The sequence below is a fragment of the Streptomyces lateritius genome, assembly GCF_014649715.1.
In the GTDB taxonomy this organism is placed as follows: domain Bacteria; phylum Actinomycetota; class Actinomycetes; order Streptomycetales; family Streptomycetaceae; genus Streptomyces; species Streptomyces lateritius.
In genome coordinates this window covers 628,575-647,335 of the sequence record NZ_BMTO01000002.1, presented here as the reverse complement: position 1 = coordinate 647,335, position 18,761 = coordinate 628,575, and the positions used below count along the sequence as shown (strand labels likewise).

15 protein-coding genes are annotated in these 18,761 nt (G+C 72.2%); 12 read left to right on the top strand and 3 right to left on the bottom strand.

Annotation, left to right across the window (positions count from 1 at the left end; translation table 11 throughout):
* Positions 1 to 15 precede the first annotated feature (15 nt).
* Together radA and disA are read left to right on the top strand one after the other, a co-directional pair.
* Positions 16 to 1,422 (top strand): DNA repair protein RadA, encoded by a 1,407-nt coding sequence (gene radA / locus IE136_RS06340; protein ID WP_158988237.1) that lies wholly within the window; start codon positions 16 to 18, stop codon positions 1,420 to 1,422.
* Between the two features lie 171 nt (positions 1,423 to 1,593).
* Positions 1,594 to 2,718 (top strand): DNA integrity scanning diadenylate cyclase DisA, encoded by a 1,125-nt coding sequence (disA, locus tag IE136_RS06335; protein ID WP_158988238.1) that lies wholly within the window; start codon positions 1,594 to 1,596, stop codon positions 2,716 to 2,718.
* Positions 2,719 to 2,797: 79 nt separating this feature from the next.
* Here the strand turns inward: disA and IE136_RS06330 are convergent, their stop codons facing one another.
* Positions 2,798 to 3,625 carry a hypothetical protein gene (locus IE136_RS06330; RefSeq protein WP_189599737.1) on the bottom strand — a complete coding sequence of 276 codons (828 nt, stop codon included), beginning with the start codon at positions 3,623 to 3,625 and terminating at the stop codon, positions 2,798 to 2,800.
* A 173-nt stretch (positions 3,626 to 3,798) separates the two neighbouring features.
* Between IE136_RS06330 and IE136_RS06325 the strand changes: the two genes are divergently transcribed.
* The 6 genes from IE136_RS06325 (at position 3,799) to cseC (ending at position 9,046) form a co-directional block, all read left to right on the top strand.
* The gene (locus IE136_RS06325; RefSeq protein ID WP_158988240.1) at positions 3,799 to 4,452 is read left to right on the top strand and encodes a phosphatase PAP2 family protein; all 654 of its coding nucleotides are present in this window, start codon (positions 3,799 to 3,801) and stop codon (positions 4,450 to 4,452) included.
* Positions 4,453 to 4,474: 22 nt separating this feature from the next.
* Entirely contained in the window at positions 4,475 to 5,407 is a 933-nt protein-coding gene (locus IE136_RS06320) for an iron-sulfur binding domain-containing protein (protein WP_229818650.1), read from the top strand.
* Between the two features lie 220 nt (positions 5,408 to 5,627).
* The gene (locus IE136_RS06315) at positions 5,628 to 6,191 is read left to right on the top strand and encodes a SigE family RNA polymerase sigma factor (RefSeq protein WP_158988241.1); all 564 of its coding nucleotides are present in this window, start codon (positions 5,628 to 5,630) and stop codon (positions 6,189 to 6,191) included.
* Positions 6,179 to 6,886, top strand: a complete 708-nt coding sequence (locus IE136_RS06310) for a hypothetical protein (RefSeq protein ID WP_158988242.1) — start codon at positions 6,179 to 6,181, stop codon at positions 6,884 to 6,886. Before IE136_RS06315 ends, IE136_RS06310 begins: the two co-directional genes overlap by 13 nt.
* Positions 6,887 to 6,918: 32 nt before the next feature.
* Complete coding sequence (gene cseB / locus IE136_RS06305; protein ID WP_158988243.1) at positions 6,919 to 7,623, top strand: two-component system response regulator CseB; 705 nt, start codon at positions 6,919 to 6,921, stop codon at positions 7,621 to 7,623.
* Positions 7,624 to 7,729: 106 nt separating this feature from the next.
* The gene (gene cseC, locus IE136_RS06300) at positions 7,730 to 9,046 is read left to right on the top strand and encodes a two-component system sensor histidine kinase CseC (protein ID WP_158988244.1); all 1,317 of its coding nucleotides are present in this window, start codon (positions 7,730 to 7,732) and stop codon (positions 9,044 to 9,046) included.
* A 69-nt stretch (positions 9,047 to 9,115) separates the two neighbouring features.
* Here cseC and IE136_RS06295 read toward each other — a convergent pair whose 3' ends face one another.
* Positions 9,116 to 10,708: an MDR family MFS transporter gene (locus tag IE136_RS06295; protein WP_189599736.1), complete on the bottom strand. Its 1,593-nt coding sequence runs from the start codon at positions 10,706 to 10,708 to the stop codon at positions 9,116 to 9,118.
* A 123-nt stretch (positions 10,709 to 10,831) separates the two neighbouring features.
* Between IE136_RS06295 and IE136_RS06290 the strand changes: the two genes are divergently transcribed.
* A complete protein-coding gene (locus IE136_RS06290; protein WP_158988246.1) occupies positions 10,832 to 11,389 on the top strand; it encodes a TetR/AcrR family transcriptional regulator in 558 nt (185 codons plus the stop codon).
* A 13-nt stretch (positions 11,390 to 11,402) separates the two neighbouring features.
* On the opposite strand, the gene IE136_RS06285 is transcribed toward IE136_RS06290, so the two are convergent.
* Positions 11,403 to 12,146: a M23 family metallopeptidase gene (locus IE136_RS06285; protein WP_189599735.1), complete on the bottom strand. Its 744-nt coding sequence runs from the start codon at positions 12,144 to 12,146 to the stop codon at positions 11,403 to 11,405.
* 492 nt (positions 12,147 to 12,638) lie between these two features.
* Here IE136_RS06285 and IE136_RS06280 point away from each other — a divergent pair, with 492 nt between their 5' ends.
* The 3 genes from IE136_RS06280 to IE136_RS06270 all read left to right on the top strand — a co-directional run.
* Entirely contained in the window at positions 12,639 to 15,515 is a 2,877-nt protein-coding gene (locus tag IE136_RS06280; protein ID WP_189599734.1) for an NACHT domain-containing protein, read from the top strand.
* A 37-nt stretch (positions 15,516 to 15,552) separates the two neighbouring features.
* Positions 15,553 to 15,897 carry a trypco2 family protein gene (locus tag IE136_RS06275; RefSeq protein WP_158988249.1) on the top strand — a complete coding sequence of 115 codons (345 nt, stop codon included), beginning with the start codon at positions 15,553 to 15,555 and terminating at the stop codon, positions 15,895 to 15,897.
* A partial coding sequence (locus IE136_RS06270) for a serine protease (protein WP_189599733.1) occupies positions 15,897 to 18,761 on the top strand: 2,865 nt, incomplete at its 3' end. The genes IE136_RS06275 and IE136_RS06270, both read left to right, overlap by 1 nt.

Here is an 18,761-nt window from a genome sequence, read left to right as displayed (position 1 = left end):
GCTACGGTTCGGTGCATGGCTGCCCGTACGAAATCCGCCAAGGACCGGCCGTCCTACCGCTGCACCGAATGCGGCTGGACGACCGCCAAATGGCTCGGCCGTTGCCCCGAGTGCCAAGCCTGGGGGACGGTCGAGGAGTACGGCGCGCCCGCTGTCCGTACGACCGCCGCCGGACGCGTCTCCACCGCCGCGCTCCCCATCGGCCAGGTCGACGGCCGCCAGGCCACCGCCCGCAGCACGGGCGTCGACGAGCTCGACCGGGTCCTCGGCGGGGGGCTGGTGCCGGGCGCGGTCGTGCTGCTCGCGGGCGAGCCCGGCGTCGGCAAGTCCACGCTGCTGCTCGACGTCGCCGCGAAGGCCGCCAGCGACGAGCACCGCACGCTGTACGTCACGGGCGAGGAGTCCGCGAGCCAGGTCCGGATGCGCGCCGACCGGATCAACGCGCTCAGCGACCATCTCTACCTGGCGGCCGAGACGGACCTCTCCGCCGTCCTCGGCCACCTCGACGCCGTGAAGCCCTCGCTCCTGATCATGGACTCGGTGCAGACCGTCGCATCGCCCGAGATCGACGGCGCGCCGGGCGGCATGGCCCAGGTCCGGGAGGTCGCCGGAGCGCTGATCCGCGCCTCCAAGGAGCGCGGCATGTCCACGCTCCTCGTCGGCCATGTGACCAAGGACGGGGCCATCGCCGGTCCGCGCCTCCTGGAGCACCTGGTCGACGTGGTCCTCTCCTTCGAGGGCGACCGGCACGCGCGCCTGCGGCTGGTCCGCGGCGTGAAGAACCGGTACGGGGCGACGGACGAGGTCGGGTGTTTCGAGCTGCACGACGAGGGGATCACGGGGCTGGCCGACCCGTCCGGGCTGTTCCTGACCCGGCGTGACGTGGCCGTTCCCGGGACCTGCCTGACGGTGACGCTGGAGGGCCGCAGGCCACTGGTGGCCGAGGTGCAGGCGCTGACGGTCGACTCGCAGATCCCGTCGCCGCGGCGGACCACCTCGGGCCTGGAGACCTCCCGGGTCTCGATGATGCTGGCCGTCCTGGAGCAGCGCGGGCGGATCACCGCGCTCGGCAAGCGGGACATCTACTCGGCGACGGTCGGCGGGGTGAAGCTCTCCGAGCCGGCCGCCGACCTGGCGATCGCGCTCGCCCTGGCCTCCGCCGCCAGCGACACCCCGCTGCCCAAGAACCTGGTGGCGATCGGCGAGGTCGGCCTCGCGGGCGAGGTCCGCCGGGTCACGGGTGTGCAGCGGCGCCTCGCGGAGGCCCACCGGCTCGGCTTCACCCACGCCCTGGTGCCGACCGACCCGGGACGGGTTCCGGCGGGCATGAAGGTGACGGAGGTCGCGGACATGGGGGACGCGCTCAGGGTGCTGCCACGAAGCAGAAGGGCCCCCGCCGCCAAGGCCGACGACGAGCGGTGAGAGCCGGGCGGGCCGCCCCGCGGACGTCGCCAGGGGGTCCCCCGCACGTCGTTCCAGAGGGACTCCGCACGTCGTCCCGGGAGACCCCGCGCCTTGCGGAGCGTGTGCCCGCAAGCGGTGTCGCTAGACTTTGCCCTGGTCTCGCCCATCCGTACGAGCCGGAGGAGTGCAGTGGCAGCCAAGGACGGGGCAGCAGCTCCCGGAAAGTCCGGCGCGGGCTCCGGCATCGAGGCGCTCATGCGCGCCTCGCTCAGCGCCGTCGCCCCCGGCACCGCCCTGCGCGACGGTCTTGAGCGCATCCTCCGGGGCAACACCGGCGGCCTCCTCGTCCTCGGTATGGACAAAACGGTCGAATCGATGTGCACCGGTGGCTTCGTGCTGGACGTGGAGTTCACCGCGACGCGCCTGCGCGAGCTGTGCAAGCTCGACGGCGCGCTCATCCTCGACAAGGACATCACCAAGATCCTGCGGGCCGGCGTCCAGCTCGTCCCGGACGCCTCCATCCCCACCGAGGAGACCGGCACCCGCCACCGCACCGCGGACCGGGTCTCCAAGCAGTGCGGCTTCCCGGTCGTCTCCGTCTCCCAGTCGATGCGCCTGATCGCGCTGTACGTGGACGGCGAGCGGCGCGTTCTGGAGGAGTCGGCCGCGATCCTCTCCCGCGCCAACCAGGCGCTCGCGACCCTGGAGCGGTACAAGCTCCGCCTCGACGAGGTCGCCGGTACGCTCTCCGCCCTGGAGATCGAGGACCTGGTGACCGTCCGGGACGTCACGGCCGTCGCCCAGCGCCTGGAGATGGTCCGCCGGATCGCCACCGAGATCGCCGAGTACGTGGTCGAACTGGGCACGGACGGCCGTCTCCTCTCCCTCCAGCTGGACGAGTTGATCGCGGGCGTCGAGCCCGAGCGGGAGCTCGTCATCCGCGACTACGTCCCCGAGCCCACGGCCAAGCGTTCCCGTACGGTCGCCGAGGCGCTCACCGAGCTCGACGCGCTCAGCCACGCCGAGCTGCTCGAACTGCCCATCGTGGCAAGGGCCCTGGGCTACAGCGGCTCCCCCGAGACGCTCGACTCCGCGGTCTCCCCGCGCGGCTACCGGCTCCTCGCCAAGGTCCCGCGGCTGCCCGGGGCGATCATCGAACGGCTCGTGGAGCACTTCGGCGGCCTGCAGAAGCTGCTCGCGGCGAGCGTCGACGACCTCCAGACCGTCGACGGCGTCGGTGAGGCCCGGGCACGCAGCGTCCGCGAGGGCCTCTCGCGGCTCGCGGAGTCCTCGATCCTGGAGCGGTACGTCTAAGGGGGCACGGAAGGGGCCATACGGGAGTTCCGTACGGCCCCTTCCGCGTACCGTCAGTCCTGGCCGTCAGGCCTTGCCGTCAGTCCTTGGCCAGCGTGAACGAGGCGGGGAGGACCTTCCCGCCCGGCATCGCCGCTTCGACCAGGTAGGTTCCGGGGCCCACCGGGGCCGCCGGGGCGGAGGCGCACTGCGGGGCGCTCCGCTTGCGGTCCCACTCCACCGTGTGCGTGATCGACGAGCCCGCCGGGACCCGGAGCAGGATGCCGGCGTCCGGGCGCGGGCAGTCCCGGGAGGCCCAGACCTCGTCACTCTTGCTGTCGCTGATCGTCAGAACCGCGTTCTTCGGGCCGAAGTCGGCCTTGCAGTCGGTGGCCGAGGTGTTCTTGGCGACCAGGTGGAAGCGGGGCTTCTCGCCCGGCTCGTAGGAGACCTTGGCGCTGCGGAGCGTCAACTGCAGTGCTCCGGGCGGGCAGTTCGGCAGCGGAGAGTCGGCGGGCACCTGCTGTCCGGAGCCCGCGCCGTCGCCGCCCGTGCCGTCCGTGTCGCCGTTCTTGCCGCCGTTCGCCGTACCGGCGTCCGTACCGCCGTCCGCGCCGCCGCTCTCCGCACCGCTGTCGCCGCCCGTGTTCTCGCCGGACTCGCCGGACCCCGCCGACGCGCCCGACTCGTCGCGCCCGCCCGGCTGTTCGCTGATGGCGGGTCCGGAACCGGAGGGTCCGGGAGTGATCGAGGGAGCCGGAGAAGAGCCGTTGGAGGCGTCGTTCGACTTCTTCCCGCCGTTGTCACCGGCGGTGACGGCCCAGAGGGCGAGCAGCGCGACGAGTGCGATCAGGCACAGCGCGACCGCCCTCCGTCGCCAGTAGATGGAGGAGGGAAGCGGCCCGACCGGATTGCGCAGTGATCCCACGCCACGAACCTTACGAGAGATCGGCGCCAACTCCCGCCCCACCCGCCGCCCCAGAATCAAGTTTTGCCGATGATCACATCTGGAGCCCGGCTCCCACCCCGACTTTCGTAGGGGGTGGTCCGATCCCTTCGGCCCGGGTGCCCGTCCGCGTCGGCCGATTAGCGTCCTGTGCCATGGACACGCTCTCCGACGATCTGTATCTCGACATCACCGACTTCGCCCACGGCACCCCGCACTGGTTCCAGTGGCTCGCGGAGGTCTGGACCGAACTGGGACTTCTGCTCTTCGGCGTGCTGTTCCTCGCCGGCTGGTGGCGGGCCAGAACCGGCGGGAGCGACGCGATGGCCCTCGCGCTGCTCGCCCCGCTCGCGACCGCCTTCGGCTACGTGCTGAGCGAGGCGCTCAAGTCGCTGGTGGACGAGGAACGTCCGTGCCGGGCCGTTGCCGGCGCGCCCGCGCCGCTCGTCCCCTGCCCGCCGACCGGCGACTGGTCCTTCCCCAGCAACCACGCCGCCATCGCGGGCGCCGCGGCGGTCGCGCTCGCCCTGTCCTGGCGCGGAATGGTCCGGCTGACCGTGCCGATGGCGCTGCTCATGGCCTTCTCCCGGGTCTTCGTCGGAGTCCACTACCCGCACGACGTGACGGTGGGACTGCTGCTCGGCGCGGCGGTCGCCGTCATCGTCCTCAAGACGGCGACCCGGCCCGTCCGGACGCTGGTGGAGACGGCCCGGTCGAGCGGGAACGGCCCGGTGGTGTGGTGCGCGGGGCGCGGGCCGCGCCCGCACGCCTCCGCGCGCCCCGAGGGCGTGCGCCACGGCGCGTACTGAACGTGTCAGGATCGGGGGTGCCATGACATCCATCGACGCCCCCCTCACCGACCTCACCGGCCTCCCCGTCGCCCCGGCACCCGCCGCGGAACTGCACGGGCCCGTCCTCGCCTGGTTCGACCGGCACGCCCGTGACCTGCCCTGGCGCCGCCCGGAGGCGGGGGCGTGGGGGGTGATGGTCAGCGAGTTCATGCTGCAGCAGACCCCCGTGGTGCGGGTCCTGCCGGTGTACGAGCAGTGGCTCGCGCGCTGGCCGCGCCCGGCCGACCTCGCCGCGGAGGCGCCCGGCGAGGCCGTCCGCGCCTGGGGCAGGCTCGGCTACCCCCGCCGTGCGCTCCGGCTGCACGCGGCGGCCCAGGCCATAACGGAACGGCACGGCGGCGACGTGCCCCGCGAACACGCGCAGCTGCTATCGCTGCCCGGGATCGGGGAGTACACGGCGGCGGCGGTGGCCTCGTTCGCGTACGGGCAGCGCCACGCGGTCCTCGACACCAACGTCCGCCGGGTGTTCGCCCGGGCGGCCACCGGCGTCCAGTACCCGCCGAACGCCACCACGGCCGCCGAGCGCAGGCTCGCGCGGGAGCTGCTGCCGCGGGACGAGGGGACGGCGGCCCGCTGGGCGGCGGCCTCCATGGAGCTGGGCGCGCTGGTCTGCACCGCCAAGAACGAGGACTGCGGGCGCTGTCCCATCGCCGCGCGGTGCGTGTGGCGGCTCTCCGGCAAGCCGGCGCACGACGGCCCGCCGCGGCGCGGCCAGACGTACGCGGGAACCGACCGTCAGGTGCGCGGCAGGCTCCTCGCCGTACTCCGGGAGGCGGTGGGCGCGGTGCCGCAGGCCGCCCTGGACGCCGTCTGGGACGAGCCGGTGCAGCGCGCCCGCGCCCTCGACGGCCTGGTCGCCGACGGCCTCGTCGAACCGCTGGACGGTGGCCTGTACCGCCTGCCGCAGTCCTGAGCACCGGGCTGCTGCTGAGCATCGCCCGCGGCGGTCCGGAACGTCCGCTGCCGCGGCCCTGAGCCGACAGGCCGCGGGCCGGCGTCGCTCCGGCCCGTTACACAACCGATGGGCAGCCGTGCGTCCGCCGACGGCTGCCCCGGACAACCCCGTGACAACCGCTCCGTAGCGTCGTCGACGTCAAAGGAACGAGCAGGTCACGGGGATGGAGGCGGTCGGGATGTCGCACGGCGAGGTGCTCGACTTCGAGGAGTACGTACGCACTCGGCAGGACGCGCTGCTGCGCAGCGCGCGCCGTCTCGTCCCCGACCCCGTCGACGCGCAGGACCTGCTGCAGACCGCGCTGGTCCGGACGTACGGCCGCTGGGACGGAATCGCCGACAAGTCGCTCGCCGACGCGTACCTCCGCCGGGTGATGATCAACACCCGGACCGAGTGGTGGCGCGCCCGCAAGCTCGACGAGGTCCCCACCGAGCAGCTGCCCGACGCGTCCGTCGACGACGCCACCGAGCAGCACGCCGACCGGGCCCTCCTCATGGACATCCTGAAGGTCCTCGCGCCGAAGCAGCGCAGCGTCGTCGTCCTGCGCCACTGGGAACAGATGAGCACGGAGGAGACCGCGGCGGCGCTCGGCATGTCGACGGGTACCGTGAAGTCCACGCTCCACCGCGCCCTGGCCCGTCTGCGTCAGGAACTGGAGAGCCGCGGCGTCGAGGACGCCCGCGCTCTGGAGCGGTCGACCGTACGACGTGACGAACGGGGGCAGGACCGGTGCGCGGCCTAGGCGCCAGACAGAGCGGCGACGAGGGGCAGGGAGCCGGGGGCGGGAGCCCGCGGGCGGTGCTTCGGGCGACGAGCGGAACGGCGGTGGCCGGGCTCGTCGCCGTCGGCACGCTCCTGGCCGGCTGCTCGACCGGCGGTACGGGCTCCCGGGACGAGGGAGCGGCCCGCGCGGACGAGGTGGCCTCGGCGGCGCCGGCCCCCTCGGCATCGGCCTCCGCGGGGCAGCCCGAGAAGCGGGTCGACCCGATCGCGCTCATTAAGGGGGACCCGAAGATCGGCGAACGCCTGAAGGCCGATCTGAAGCCGTGCGTCGCGGACGCCTACCCGGTGGACACCTCCTACGGGAACCTGACCGGCGGCACCTCGCCCGATGTCGTCGTCAACGTGATGACCTGCGGCGATGCCGTCGGCATCGGCACGTATGTGTACCGGGAGGAGAACGACCGGTACAAGAACGTCTTCATGGCCGAGGACGCGGCGGTCTATGCCACGATCGACCGGGGCGACCTGGTCGTCACCCGGCAGGTGTACGCCAAGGGCGATCCGGTGGCGTACCCCTCCGGCGAGGACGTGATCACGTACCGCTGGGCCGGGAACAAGTTCATCCAGCACGACTGGGTGCACAACGACTACAGCCGCGCCGTCGGTGACGGAGGCCTGGACGGCCCCGCGCCGAGCGAGTCCGGCGGCAACTGAGCTCCGAGCCGACGTCAGGAGAAAGGCGCCCGATGGCCGAGACCCATGTGCTGTTCGTCGAGGACGACGACGTGATCCGCGAAGCCACCCAGCTCGCACTGGAGCGGGACGGCTTCGCGGTGACCGCCATGCCCGACGGGCTCTCCGGTCTGGAGGCGTTCCGGGCGAACCGGCCGGACATCGCGCTGCTCGACGTGATGCTGCCTGGCATGGACGGAGTCAGCCTGTGCCGCCGGATCCGTGACGAGTCGGCGGTGCCGGTGATCATGCTGTCCGCGCGCGCCGACTCCATCGACGTGGTCCTCGGCCTGGAGGCGGGCGCCGACGACTACGTCACCAAGCCGTTCGACGGGTCGGTGCTCGTGGCCCGGATCCGGGCGGTACTACGCCGCTTCGGGCACGCGGGCGGCCCGGCGGCCGGTGACGCGGGGCGCGCCGGCGCGCCGGATGGCGGGGTGCTCGTCTTCGGCGAGCTGGAGGTCGACACCGAGGGCATGGAGGTCCGCAGGGGCGGCGAGCCCGTCGGCCTGACGCCGACCGAGATGCGGCTGCTCCTTGAGTTCTCCTCCGCGCCGGGCACGGTGCTGTCCCGGGACAAGCTCCTGGAGCGGGTCTGGGACTACGGCTGGGGCGGCGACACCCGGGTGGTGGACGTCCACGTCCAGCGCCTTCGCACGAAGATCGGCCAGGACCGGATCGAGACGGTCCGCGGCTTCGGCTACAAGCTCAGGGGATGAGGCAGGTCGGTCTGCGCAGCAGATCAGCCGGGGAATCGGTGAAGCAGGTCCGCGCGTGAAGCAGGTTCGCAGGTGAAGCAGGTCCGCAGGTGAAGCAGGTCCACAGGTGAAGCCGCTCGCCCTCCGTACGGGGGTCCGCTGGAAGATCGCCGTCGCCATCGCGGCCGTGGGCGCCCTCATCGCGGTCACCCTCAGCCTGGTCGTCCACAACTCGGCGCGCGTCTCGATGCTCGACAACGCGCGCGAGGTGCAGATGGAGCGGCTGCTCTTCGCCCAGCGGATGTACGAGAGCTCCAAGCCGAAGGAACCCCGCTTCGGCACCAAGATCAACGACCCGATGCTGCCGCCGCAGCTCGACCAGCTCATGCGGGACAAGCGGCGCGGGACGTATGTGCAGGAGCACCACCACGGCGGTCCGCCCGATGTGTGGGCGGCCGTGCCGCTCGGCAACGGGGACGTGCTGTCGCTCCACATCCCGTTCGCCGACCGCAGCGCGACGATCATGAAGGATCTCGACCGGGCCCTGGTCATCGGCTCTGTGTCGGTGGTGTTCGGCGGCTGCGCGCTCGGCGTGCTCATCGGCGGCCAGCTCTCGCGCCGGCTGCGCAAGGCCGCCGCGGCGGCAGGCCGGGTGGCGCAGGGCAACACGGACGTACGGGTACGGGACGCGATCGGCGGAGTCGTACGGGACGAGACGGACGAGCTGGCGCGGGCGGTCGACGCCCTGACGGACGCCCTCCAGGAGCGGATCGAGGCCGAGCGCCGGGTCACCGCCGACATCGCGCACGAGCTGCGCACACCGGTGACCGGCCTGCTCACGGCCGCCGAACTGCTGCCGCCCGGGCGTCCGACCGAGCTCGTACGGGACCGGGCGCAGGCCATGCGGACGCTGGTCGAGGACGTGCTGGAGGTCGCCCGGCTCGACAGCGCCTCGGAGCGGGCCGAGCTCCAGGAGATCGCGCTCGGCGAGTTCGTCGAGCGGCGGGTGCGGGCGCTCGACCCGGAGGCGGCCGTGCACGTGGTCCACGAGTCGTGGGTGAACACCGATCCCCGGCGCCTGGAGCGGATCCTGGGCAATCTGCTGGCGAACGCGGCCAAGCACGGCAAACCGCAGGTCGAGGTCACCGTCGAGGGCCGGGTGGTACGTGTCCGGGACCACGGCCCGGGCTTCCCCGAGGCGCTGCTGCGCGAGGGTCCGAGCCGTTTCCGTACCGGTGCCAGCGACCGGGCGGGCCAGGGGCACGGGCTCGGCCTGACGATCGCGGCGGGGCAGGCCCGGGTGCTGGGTGCCCGCCTGACCTTCCGCAACGCGGCGCCGGAGGGCACTCCGGAGGGGGCGGGCGGCGCGATCGCGGTCCTCTGGCTGCCGGACCACGCGCCGACGAACACCGGCAGCTTCCCGATGATCAAGTTCGCGGACTGAGAGCGCGTACGGGACGCGAGAAGCCCCCGGCGAATGATCGCCGGGGGCCTTGTCCCGTACGCCGGAAGGTCAGACCGTCTCGACGTTCTTCGGGGCGTCCTCGGGCGCCGCCTTCGGCTCCGGGCCCGCCCCACGCAGCGCCACCTCCTTGACCAGGAAGGCCAGGACGAAGCCGGTCACCGCGACCGCCGCTCCCACCAGGAAGGCGGAGTGGGTGCCGGAGGCCACCGCGTCCTGGTACGCCTCGCGCAGCGCGGCCGGGAGCTTCGCCAGGCTGGCGGCGTCGAGCTGGGCCGACTGCCGGGTCAGTTCCGAGCCGCCGTGCGCCGCCATCTCGTCCTGGACGCGGCTGGTGAACAGCGCGCCCATGATCGCGACACCGAAGGAGGAGCCGAGGGTGCGGAAGAGGGTGGTCGCGGAGGAGGCGACGCCCATGTCCTTCATCTCGACGCTGTTCTGCGCGACGAGCATGGTGATCTGCATGAGGAAGCCCATGCCGGCGCCGAGCACCGCCATGTAGACGCCGGAGGTGAGGCGGGAGGTGCCGGTGTCCATCTGGGCGAGCAGGAACAGGCCGATCACCATCAGCGCCGTACCGATGATCGGGAAGATCTTGTACTTGCCGCTGTTGGTCGTGATCCGTCCGGAGACCAGCGAGACGACCATCATCGCCAGCAGCATCGGCAGGAGCAGCAGGCCGGAGTTGGTGGCCGAGGCGCCCTGCACGGACTGCTGGAACAGAGGCAGGAAGAGGACGGCGCCGAACATCACGAAGCCGGTGAGGAAGCCGATCACCGACATGAGGGTGAAGTTGCGGCTGCGGAAGATGTGCAGCGGTACGACCGGGTCGCTCGCGCGGGTCTCGGCCCAGAGGAACGCGGCGAGCGCGGCGACACCGGCGACCGAGAGGCCGATGACGGTGGCGGAGCCCCAGGCGTACTCCGTACCGCCCCAGGTCGTGACCAGGACGATCGCGGTGATGCCGACGGTCAGCAGCGCGGCGCCGAGGAAGTCGATCCGGGTGGAGCGGTCGCGCTCCTTCTTCGGCAGGTGGAGCACGGCGGTGACCATCGCGAGGGCGACGGCGCCGAGGGGCAGGTTGATGTAGAAGGACCAGCGCCAGCCCCAGTGGTCGGTGATGGTGCCGCCGACGAGGGGGCCGCCGATCATGGCGAGGGCCATCACGCCGGCCATCATGCCCTGGTACCTGCCGCGCTCACGGGGCGGGATCAGGTCGCCGATGATCGCCATGACGCCGACCATCAGACCGCCGGCGCCGAGGCCCTGCACCGTGCGGAAGCCGATGAGCTGGCCCATGTCCTGGGCCATGCCGCTGAGCGCGGACCCGATCAGGAAGATCACGATCGCGGTCAGGAAGACGCCCTTGCGGCCGTACATGTCGCCGAGCTTGCCCCAGATGGGGGTGGAGGCGGCGGTGGCGAGGGTGTAGGCGGTGACGACCCAGGAGAGGTGCTCCAGACCTCCGAGTTCGCCCACGATCGTCGGCATGGCGGTGCCGATGATCATGTTGTCGAGCATCGCGAGCAGCATAGCGATCATCAGGGCGAGGAGGACGACGCGAACGCTGCGCGGACGACGCTCCTCCGAACCCTCCCCCGCCGGTTTCGCTGCCGCGGCCGGTTTCGCCGTCTCGGTCGTCATGCTTCCGCTCCCCACAACCCCTTCGGGCACTTACTTGCCGCCCGGCTAGTAACTACACTGGGGACGGTAGACCCGTAACTAGCCGGTCGTCAAGCAAGTAAGAGCGTGGGAGCGAGAGCAGTCATGGCCAGAGGCAACACCCGCCAGCGCATCCAGGACGTGGCCCTCGAACTCTTCGCCGAGCAGGGCTACGAGAAGACCTCGCTGCGCGAGATCGCCGAGCACCTCGATGTCACCAAGGCCGCGCTGTACTACCACTTCAAGACCAAGGAAGACATCATCATCGGCATCTTCCAGGACCTCACCCGGCCCGTGGACGAGCTGATCGCATGGGCGCGGGAGCAGCCCCGCACGCTGGAGGTCAGGGAGGAGATTCTGCGCCGCTACCAGGAATCCCTGATCGGCGCGGCCCCCCTGTTCCGCTTCATGCAGGAGAACCAGGCGGCCGTCCGCGAGCTGAGCATCGGCCTGACCTTCAAGGAGCGGATGCTCGAACTGAGCAACCTGATCCAGGAGCCGGACTTCGCAGTGATCGACCGGGTGCGCTGCGTGAGCGCGATCTTCACCCTGCACGCGGGGATGTTCTTCATGGACAACGTCGAGGGCGACCCCGAGGACAAGCGTGAAGCCGTCCTCGAGGTCGCCCTCGATCTGATCACCCAGGCGCACAGCGCGCGCTGAGGCTTTCCCCGGGTCAGATGGTGACGCCGACCGAGCGCAGGAAGGCGGCCGGGTTCAGCGCGGAGCCGTAGTTCGGGGTCGTACGGATCTCGAAGTGCAGGTGCGGGCCGGACGAGTTGCCGGTGTTGCCCGACAGCGCGATCTTCTGGCCGGCGCCGACCTTCTGGCCGATGCCGACGTTGATCTTCGACAGGTGGGCGTACTGCGAGTACTTGCCGTTGGCGTGCTTGATGACGACGGCGTTGCCGTACGCCGGGCCGTCACCGCCGCCGTTCGGGCCGGCCTTCACGACGGTGCCGGCGCCCGCGGCCTTGACGGGGGTGCCGACCGGGACGGCGAAGTCCTGGCCGGAGTGCTTGTGGGACCACATGGCGCCGCCCTGGTTGAAGCTGGCGGTCAGGGTGTAGGAGCCGACCGGCTTGACCCAGGAGGCGCTCTTCTTGGCGGCGACCGGGGCGGCCTTCTTGACGGCCTTCTTGACGGCGGCCTTCTGAGCGGCGGCCTTCTTGGCCGCGGCCTGCTTCGCGGCCGCCTGCTTGGCCGCGGCGGCCTTGACGGCCTTGGTGGCCGCCTGGGCCTGAGCATCGGCCTGCGCGGCGACGGCAGCGGACGCACCGGTCGCGGCAGTCGCGATGGTGGCCTTGCCCTCGGCGGCGAAGGCGGACCCTGCTCCGGCCACCAGCGACGCTCCCAGGCCCGCGGTGGCGAGAGCGACGGCGGTGATACGGGCGGCGGGGTTCATGACGCGCTTCGACATACGGGGGAAAACCTCCGGGCAGAACGGGACCCGACGCGAGTGGCGCGCCGGGCTGGCTGTTCCTTGGTAACCCGGACCCCCATCCGGGGTAAAACACCCCATCTACGACATCGCGTCGTAGCGATCTCCTGGGAAGTTCAGGTCTTGACCACTCCGGACCCCTCACCCTGAACTCGGACAAACCGACCCAAGAGAAGCGGTTTATCCGCACGTCGGACCGCCCCCACACGGCCGGGAGGCCGCTCACCGCAGGGTTCACGCCCCCTCGGGACCAAAGCCCCGCTGCCACGGTCCCGAACGTCCCGAATCGCCACCAAACGTCAGCACTATTCCGGCTAGTACCGCCCAAAACGCCTGTGCGCCTTGTCACGGAGCCGCCACCCCGAATGCGACCTGGGTCACGCGATGGAAGCCTCTCGGATCCCGTCCCCGACTACGCTGACGGCACGTTGGCAGGACGGTTGGCAGGCGCGGCTGCATCGGGGGACGCAGATGGATCCGGCACTCATCGGCACACGGCTGGCCTCGGCCGCGATCGGCCCTCTGCTGAAGCGACTGCTGGTCCAGGACCGGCCCGGCGCGGGCCTTCCCGGCGGCGGCCGGCGCGTCCGCCTCGCCCGGCTCGTCTCCTTCCGCGGCGAGCAGCGCACGCTCACGGACAAGGACGTCCGCACCCTGGCCGCGACCCTGGTCGAGCGCGCCGGCGCCGGCCCGGGCGAGCCGCCGTTCCCCGCCGACGAGACCGAGGCGCTCACCGACGCCCTGGCCGCCACACTCCTCGCCCTCGGCGACCTCGACATGGACGACGTCCAGGCGGTGCACCTCGGCCACACGGCCCTCGCCAAGCGCCTGCGCGCGGCGGCCCCGCCCCCGGACGGCCTGTCCACGGACTCCGTCCTCTTCCTGGGCTCTCTCACCGAGTGGGCCTGCCTGCACATCCTGGAGTTCTTCACCCAGCGCTCCACCTTCGTCGCCCGGACGCTGGTGGAGCAGACACGGGGCCAGGCCGAGCTCACGGCCAAGGTGGACGAGGTGATCCGCCGGACGCCCCGGGGGGACGCGCGGGACGCGGAATTCGAGCGGCGCTACCTCGACCACCTGGCGAAGAAGCACGGCCGGCTGACGATCTACGGCATCGACCTGCACCACTCCCCCGACCAATGGCCGCTGGACACGGCGTACCTGTCCCTGGAGGCGACGGCACCGACGGCGACAGCCCCCTGGCCCGGAATCCCCGACCTCCTGATCGCCGGTCCCCTCCGCGCCGACCTCGCCCTCGCCCGTCACGACAAGGTCCTCCTGCGCGGCCTGGCCGGCTCGGGCAAGACGACGCTCGTCCAGTGGCTGACGGTCTCGGCGGCGATCGAGAACCGGGACGAGAACATGGCGTACCTGCGCGACCGGATCCCGTTCGTCCTCCCCCTGCGCGCCCTCACCCGCCACGGCGAGCGGCTCCCCGCCCCCGACCGCTTCCTCTCCGCCGCCGGCTGCCCGCTCACCCCGCCCGACGGGTGGGCCGACCGCGTCCTGGCCGCCGGGCGCGGCCTGATCCTCGTCGACGGCATCGACGAGATCCCGGAGGCGGAGCGCGACCGCGCCCGCCGCTGGCTCCGCGACCTCCTCGACTCCTACGACGGCAACCGCTGGCTGGTGACCTCACGGCCCACCGCCGTACGGGACGACTGGCTGACGCCCGACGGCTTCGCCGAACTGACCCTCTCCCCCATGTCCCGTGCCGAGGTCACCACCTTCGTCCAGCGCTGGCACCGGGCGGCCGGGCCGGAGGCGCAGCCGTACGAGCAGCCCCTCCTCGACGCCCTGCGCACCGCCGAGCACGTCGCCCAGCTCGCCACCAACCCGCTGATGTGCGGTCTCATCTGCGCCCTCCACCGCGACCGGCGAGGCTTCCTCCCCCGGGGCCGCAAGGCGCTGTACGAGGCCGCGCTCTCCGTGCTCCTCACCCGGCGCGACCGCGAGCGGGACATGGGGGCGCCGTACGGGATCGAGCTGGGCGAGGCCCCGCAGATCCAGCTGATCCAACGGCTGGCGTACTGGCTCACACTCAACGGCCGTACTCAGCTGGACCGTTCGCACGCCGAGTCGATCGTGCGGTCGGCCGTCCCCGCGATCACGGAAGCGGCGTCGTACGACCCCGGGGCGGTCTTCACCCACCTGCTCCACCGCAGCGGCGTGCTGCGCGAACCGACGGCGGACACCGTCGACTTCGTCCACCGCACCTTCCAGGACCACCTCGCGGCGAAGGCCCTCGTCGACGACTGGCACATCGGCGTCCTCGTCGACCACGCGGCCGACGACCAGTGGGAGGACGTCATCCGCATGGCCGTCGGCCACGCGCGCCCGCGCGAATGCGCCGAGATCTTCGAGGAGTTGCTGAGGGCGGCGGACGCGGCGGAGAACCGCCGTACCCAGCTCCGCGTCCTGGTGGTGGCGGCGACGGCCCTGGCAGAGGCGACGGAGGTGTCCCCCGAGATCCGGCAGCGGATCCTGGCACGGACGGCGGCGGTGATCCCGCCGCGCGACCCCGGGGAGGCGCGGGAGCTGGCGTCGGCGGGACGGGCGGTACTGGACCTGCTGCCGGGACCGGAGGGGCTGGACGACGAGGAGGCCTGGGGGGTGGTCGTCACCGCCACCCACATCCGGAGCGAGGCGGCCGTGCCGTTCCTCGCACGGTTCACCGACCACCCCGATCTGGAGGTCCGCTCCCAACTGATGTGGGGCTGGTCGCGGTTCGAGACCGCACCGTACGCGCGAGAGATCATCGCCCGGCTCGACGGGCGCCGTCTCCACTACACCGTGCAGTCGGACGAACAGGCCGACGAGATCGCCCGCCTCGGGCTGAGCCCCCAGCACCTGGACATCCGCCCCGGCGTCTCCGAACGGGGCCTCGCGACGCTGAGCCCCCAGCTCGCGACGGCCGTCAGCCTGCACCTCGAACCCGCCGCCCTCTCCTCCCTCGCGGCCGTCCCCACCGAGAACAAGCTGCGCTCGCTCAGCCTGAGCCTTCATCAGCCGCTTCCGCTCATCGAGGACGAATGGCGGACGCTCGCCTCGTGGGAACAGCTCGACTCGCTCAACACGACGGCGAGGCTTCTGTCCAACTGCCCGGACTCGGTCCGGCTGCCCGGAGTCAAGGTGCTCGATGTCCGCTGCGCACGCGCCGCTCCGCCCCTCGCGCAGATCGGCCGGATCTTCCCGGGTCTCGAACGCCTGACCGTCACGGGCTTCCCCCGCAGCCGCCCTCACGACGTCTCACCGCTGGCCCCGCTCCAGCGCCTCTCGGTGGCGATCCTGCTGGGCGCCGAGGTCACCGGCGAGGAGCATCTCCCCACCGTCGAAATCATCACCTGAGCTGACCGCCCCCGCCTCCTCCGGTACGTTCGCGATCATGACGGACATCGAGCTCGCCGACGCCATCGAATCCATACGGGATCAGCTCATCGAGGCCGCGGGCCGCGCCACCGGGCGGCCCGTCGCCTTCGAAGTGGGCGACATCGAGATGGAGTTCACGATCGAGCTGCGCAAGGAGGTGAAGGGCGGCGGGAAGGTGAAGGCCTGGGTCGTCGAGGCCGGCGCCGACGCGTCCCGCAGCCGCGGCGAGACCCACCGCGTCTCCTTCACGCTCAAGCCCCGGAACGCGGAGACGGGCGGGGCGTGGCTCGTCGGCAACGCGGACGCCGGCGACACGTCCGACTTCGGCGGTGCGGGCGCGGGCGCCGGGGCGGGCGGCTGATGACCCGCCGTCCGCCCGGCCGGGGCGTCGTCGCCGTCCACTCGCAGCGCTCGGGGCAGCAGGGCAGCGGGGTGCTCCTCACCGACGACACCGTCCTCACCTGCGCACACGTACTGGAGGCGGGTTTCTCGGCGTGGGCGTCCGTGCCCGGCCGACGCGACCGGGTCCTGTGCCGGGTCGTCTGGTCGGACCAGCAGCTCGACGCCGCGCTTCTTCAGGCGCCGGAGAGCCTGATCCCGGGGACCGTGACCACGCTGAACACGACGACCGTCCGACTCGGCACCGTCGCGACCGAACGACCGCTGCCCGACTGCGAGATCGTCGGTTTCCCGCGCGTCCAGCGCTACGACGAGGGGCGCAGGCTGGAGAGCGATCAGTACACCGGCACCGTTCTTCCGCTGGCCGGACTCATCCGCCGCACCATGGTTCTCGAACTCGACCGGGCCTCGGTCACCGAACGGGACAACGGCGCCTCGCCTCTCGCGGGACTCTCCGGAGCCCCTGTCTTCGCCGGCAGCGGGCTTCTGGGCATCGTCAAGGAGGTCCCGCGCGGGCGCGGTCACCGGCGCGTGGAGTGCGTGCCCCTCAGCGCGATCGTCGCCGGCAGCGGGTTCACGGGCGCGTTCGTCGCCGCGACCGGCGGCCTGCCGCCCGCCCTGACCGCCCACACCCGTCACACGTCCGAGGACTCGCCCTACGAGGAGGAGTACGCCGAGGCGCTCGGGGCCGCATACCGCCGTACCAAGGTCTTCGGCCTGGACGAGCTCGGCAGGCGCGCCTCCGAATGGGACCTCGACACGGCCTACCTGTCCCTGGAGGCGGCCACCGCCAAGGAGAGCGGCCGGGCTGCGATGCCCCAGCGGGTCGACGATCTGCTCGCCACCCGGCCGCGGGTCCTGCTCCGGGGCGACGCGGGAGCCGGGAAGACCACCCTCGTGTGGTGGCTGGCGGCCCACGCCGCCGCCGGGACCCTCGGGCCGAACCTGGCCGAGCTGAACGGGCTCGTCCCCTTCGTCGTCCCGCTGCGCAGCCTGCGGGCCAGGGGGGCCGGCTTCCCGTCACCCGCCGAGCTGCCCGCCGCCGCGGGCCTCGTGGTCGACGCGGCACCCGCCGGCTGGGCCGGACGCGTCCTGGCCGCCGGTCGGGGCCTGCTGCTCGTCGACGGTCTGGACGAGGTGCCGCCGGAGGACCGCGAGGCCGCCCACGCCTGGCTGTCCGGGCTGCTGGCCCGCCACCCCCGTACCCGCTGTGTCGCGACCGTACGGCCCCTCGCCGTCGAGCCGGACTGGCTGGGCGCCGAGCACTTCGAGGAGCTGACCCTTCTCCCCATGCGGGACCAGGACGTCGAGGCCTTCGTCTCCGCCTGGCACGACGCCGCCCGGCTCGACGGCGAGGACCCGGAGGCCCTGCGGAGCCTGGAACGGGACCTGCTCCAGCAGTTCCGGCACAATCCGTCCCTCTCCGAGCTGGCCCGGACCCCGCTCCTCTGCGCGGTGATCTGCGCCCTCCATCGCTTACGGGAGGGCTTCCTGCCGGAGACCCGCTGGGCGCTGTACGACTCCGCTCTCCAGATGCTCCTGGGCGCCCGCGACGACCGGCGCCGGATCGACGCCCCCGACGGCATCCGCATGTCGGTCGAGGAGCACCGGCAGCTGCTCCAGCGCCTGGCGGCCTGGCTGGTCCGCGGCGGACAGACGGAGTTCACCCGCGAGCAGGCCCTGCACCAGCTCGGCCGGGTCCTGCCGGGGATGCCGAGGGTCCAGGCGCAGGGGACGACTGCGGACGTCCTCACGCATCTGCTGAACCGCAGCGGCCTGCTCCAGGAGCGCACCGACGACGTCTTCCAGTTCGCCCACCGCACCTTCCAGGACTTCCTCGCGGCGAAGGAGTTCGTCGAGGACGACCTCCTGTCCGAGCTGCTGCGCCACGCGCACGAACAGCAGTGGCACGACGTCCTCCTGCTGGCCGCGGGGCACTGCTCGCGCCGTGAGCTGCCCGCCCTCGTGGAAGGGCTGCTGGCCGCGGGTTCGGCCACCCGGAAGCGGGACGTGAAGACGACCCTGTACGTCCTGGCCGCGCTCTGCGCCCAGCACGCGGCCTGGCTGTCGGAGACGCTGCACGGCCGGGTCCGGAAGGCGGTGACGTCGGTGGTCCCGCCGCTCAACCGGGAGCAGGTCACCCAGCTCGCGCGCCTGGGCGAGTACGTGCTTCCCCTGTTGCCGGAGCCCGGCGGGAACCCGCGGAGCTCCGGCAAGGTGATCGAACTGATCGCCTCGATCGGCGGGGCCCGGGCCCTTCCCCATGCGGAGGCGTACGCCCGGGCGGGTCTGGCCGAGACCATCGCGCTGCACTGGGAGCAGTTCCCCACGGAAGAGTTCGCGGACCGCGTCCTGTCCCACCTGTCGCCTGGGGGATCGCTCTTCCTGTCCCGCAGGGACCAGCTGGCCGTCCTGGGCAGGCTGCCCCAGCGGCGGATCGCCGTCGCGGGCGGGTTCTCGCCCGCCGAGCTCGTCGAGGGACTCGGCGGCAGGACGCTCAGGGATCTGACCCTGGCCGCCAACCCACCCCTGACCGATCTCGACGTCCTGCGACATCTGGACGTGCGCGGCCTGCGCTACCTCTCCGTGCAGTTCTGCGCGAACCTGACGGATCTGCGGGCCCTCACCGGGCTGGGGGCGCTGGAGGAACTGTTCCTCTGCTCCGTGCCGGCCGGCCGGCCCGCGCTGGAGGCCGTGGCCGGGGCACCGGCACTGCGGCAGCTGAGACTGAGGGATCCGCAGCTCGACGACGGCCGGCTCGATCTCTCCCCGCTGCACGCCGTGCCCGATCTGAACGTGGTCGTCTCCGGCGTGCCCCGGAAGAAC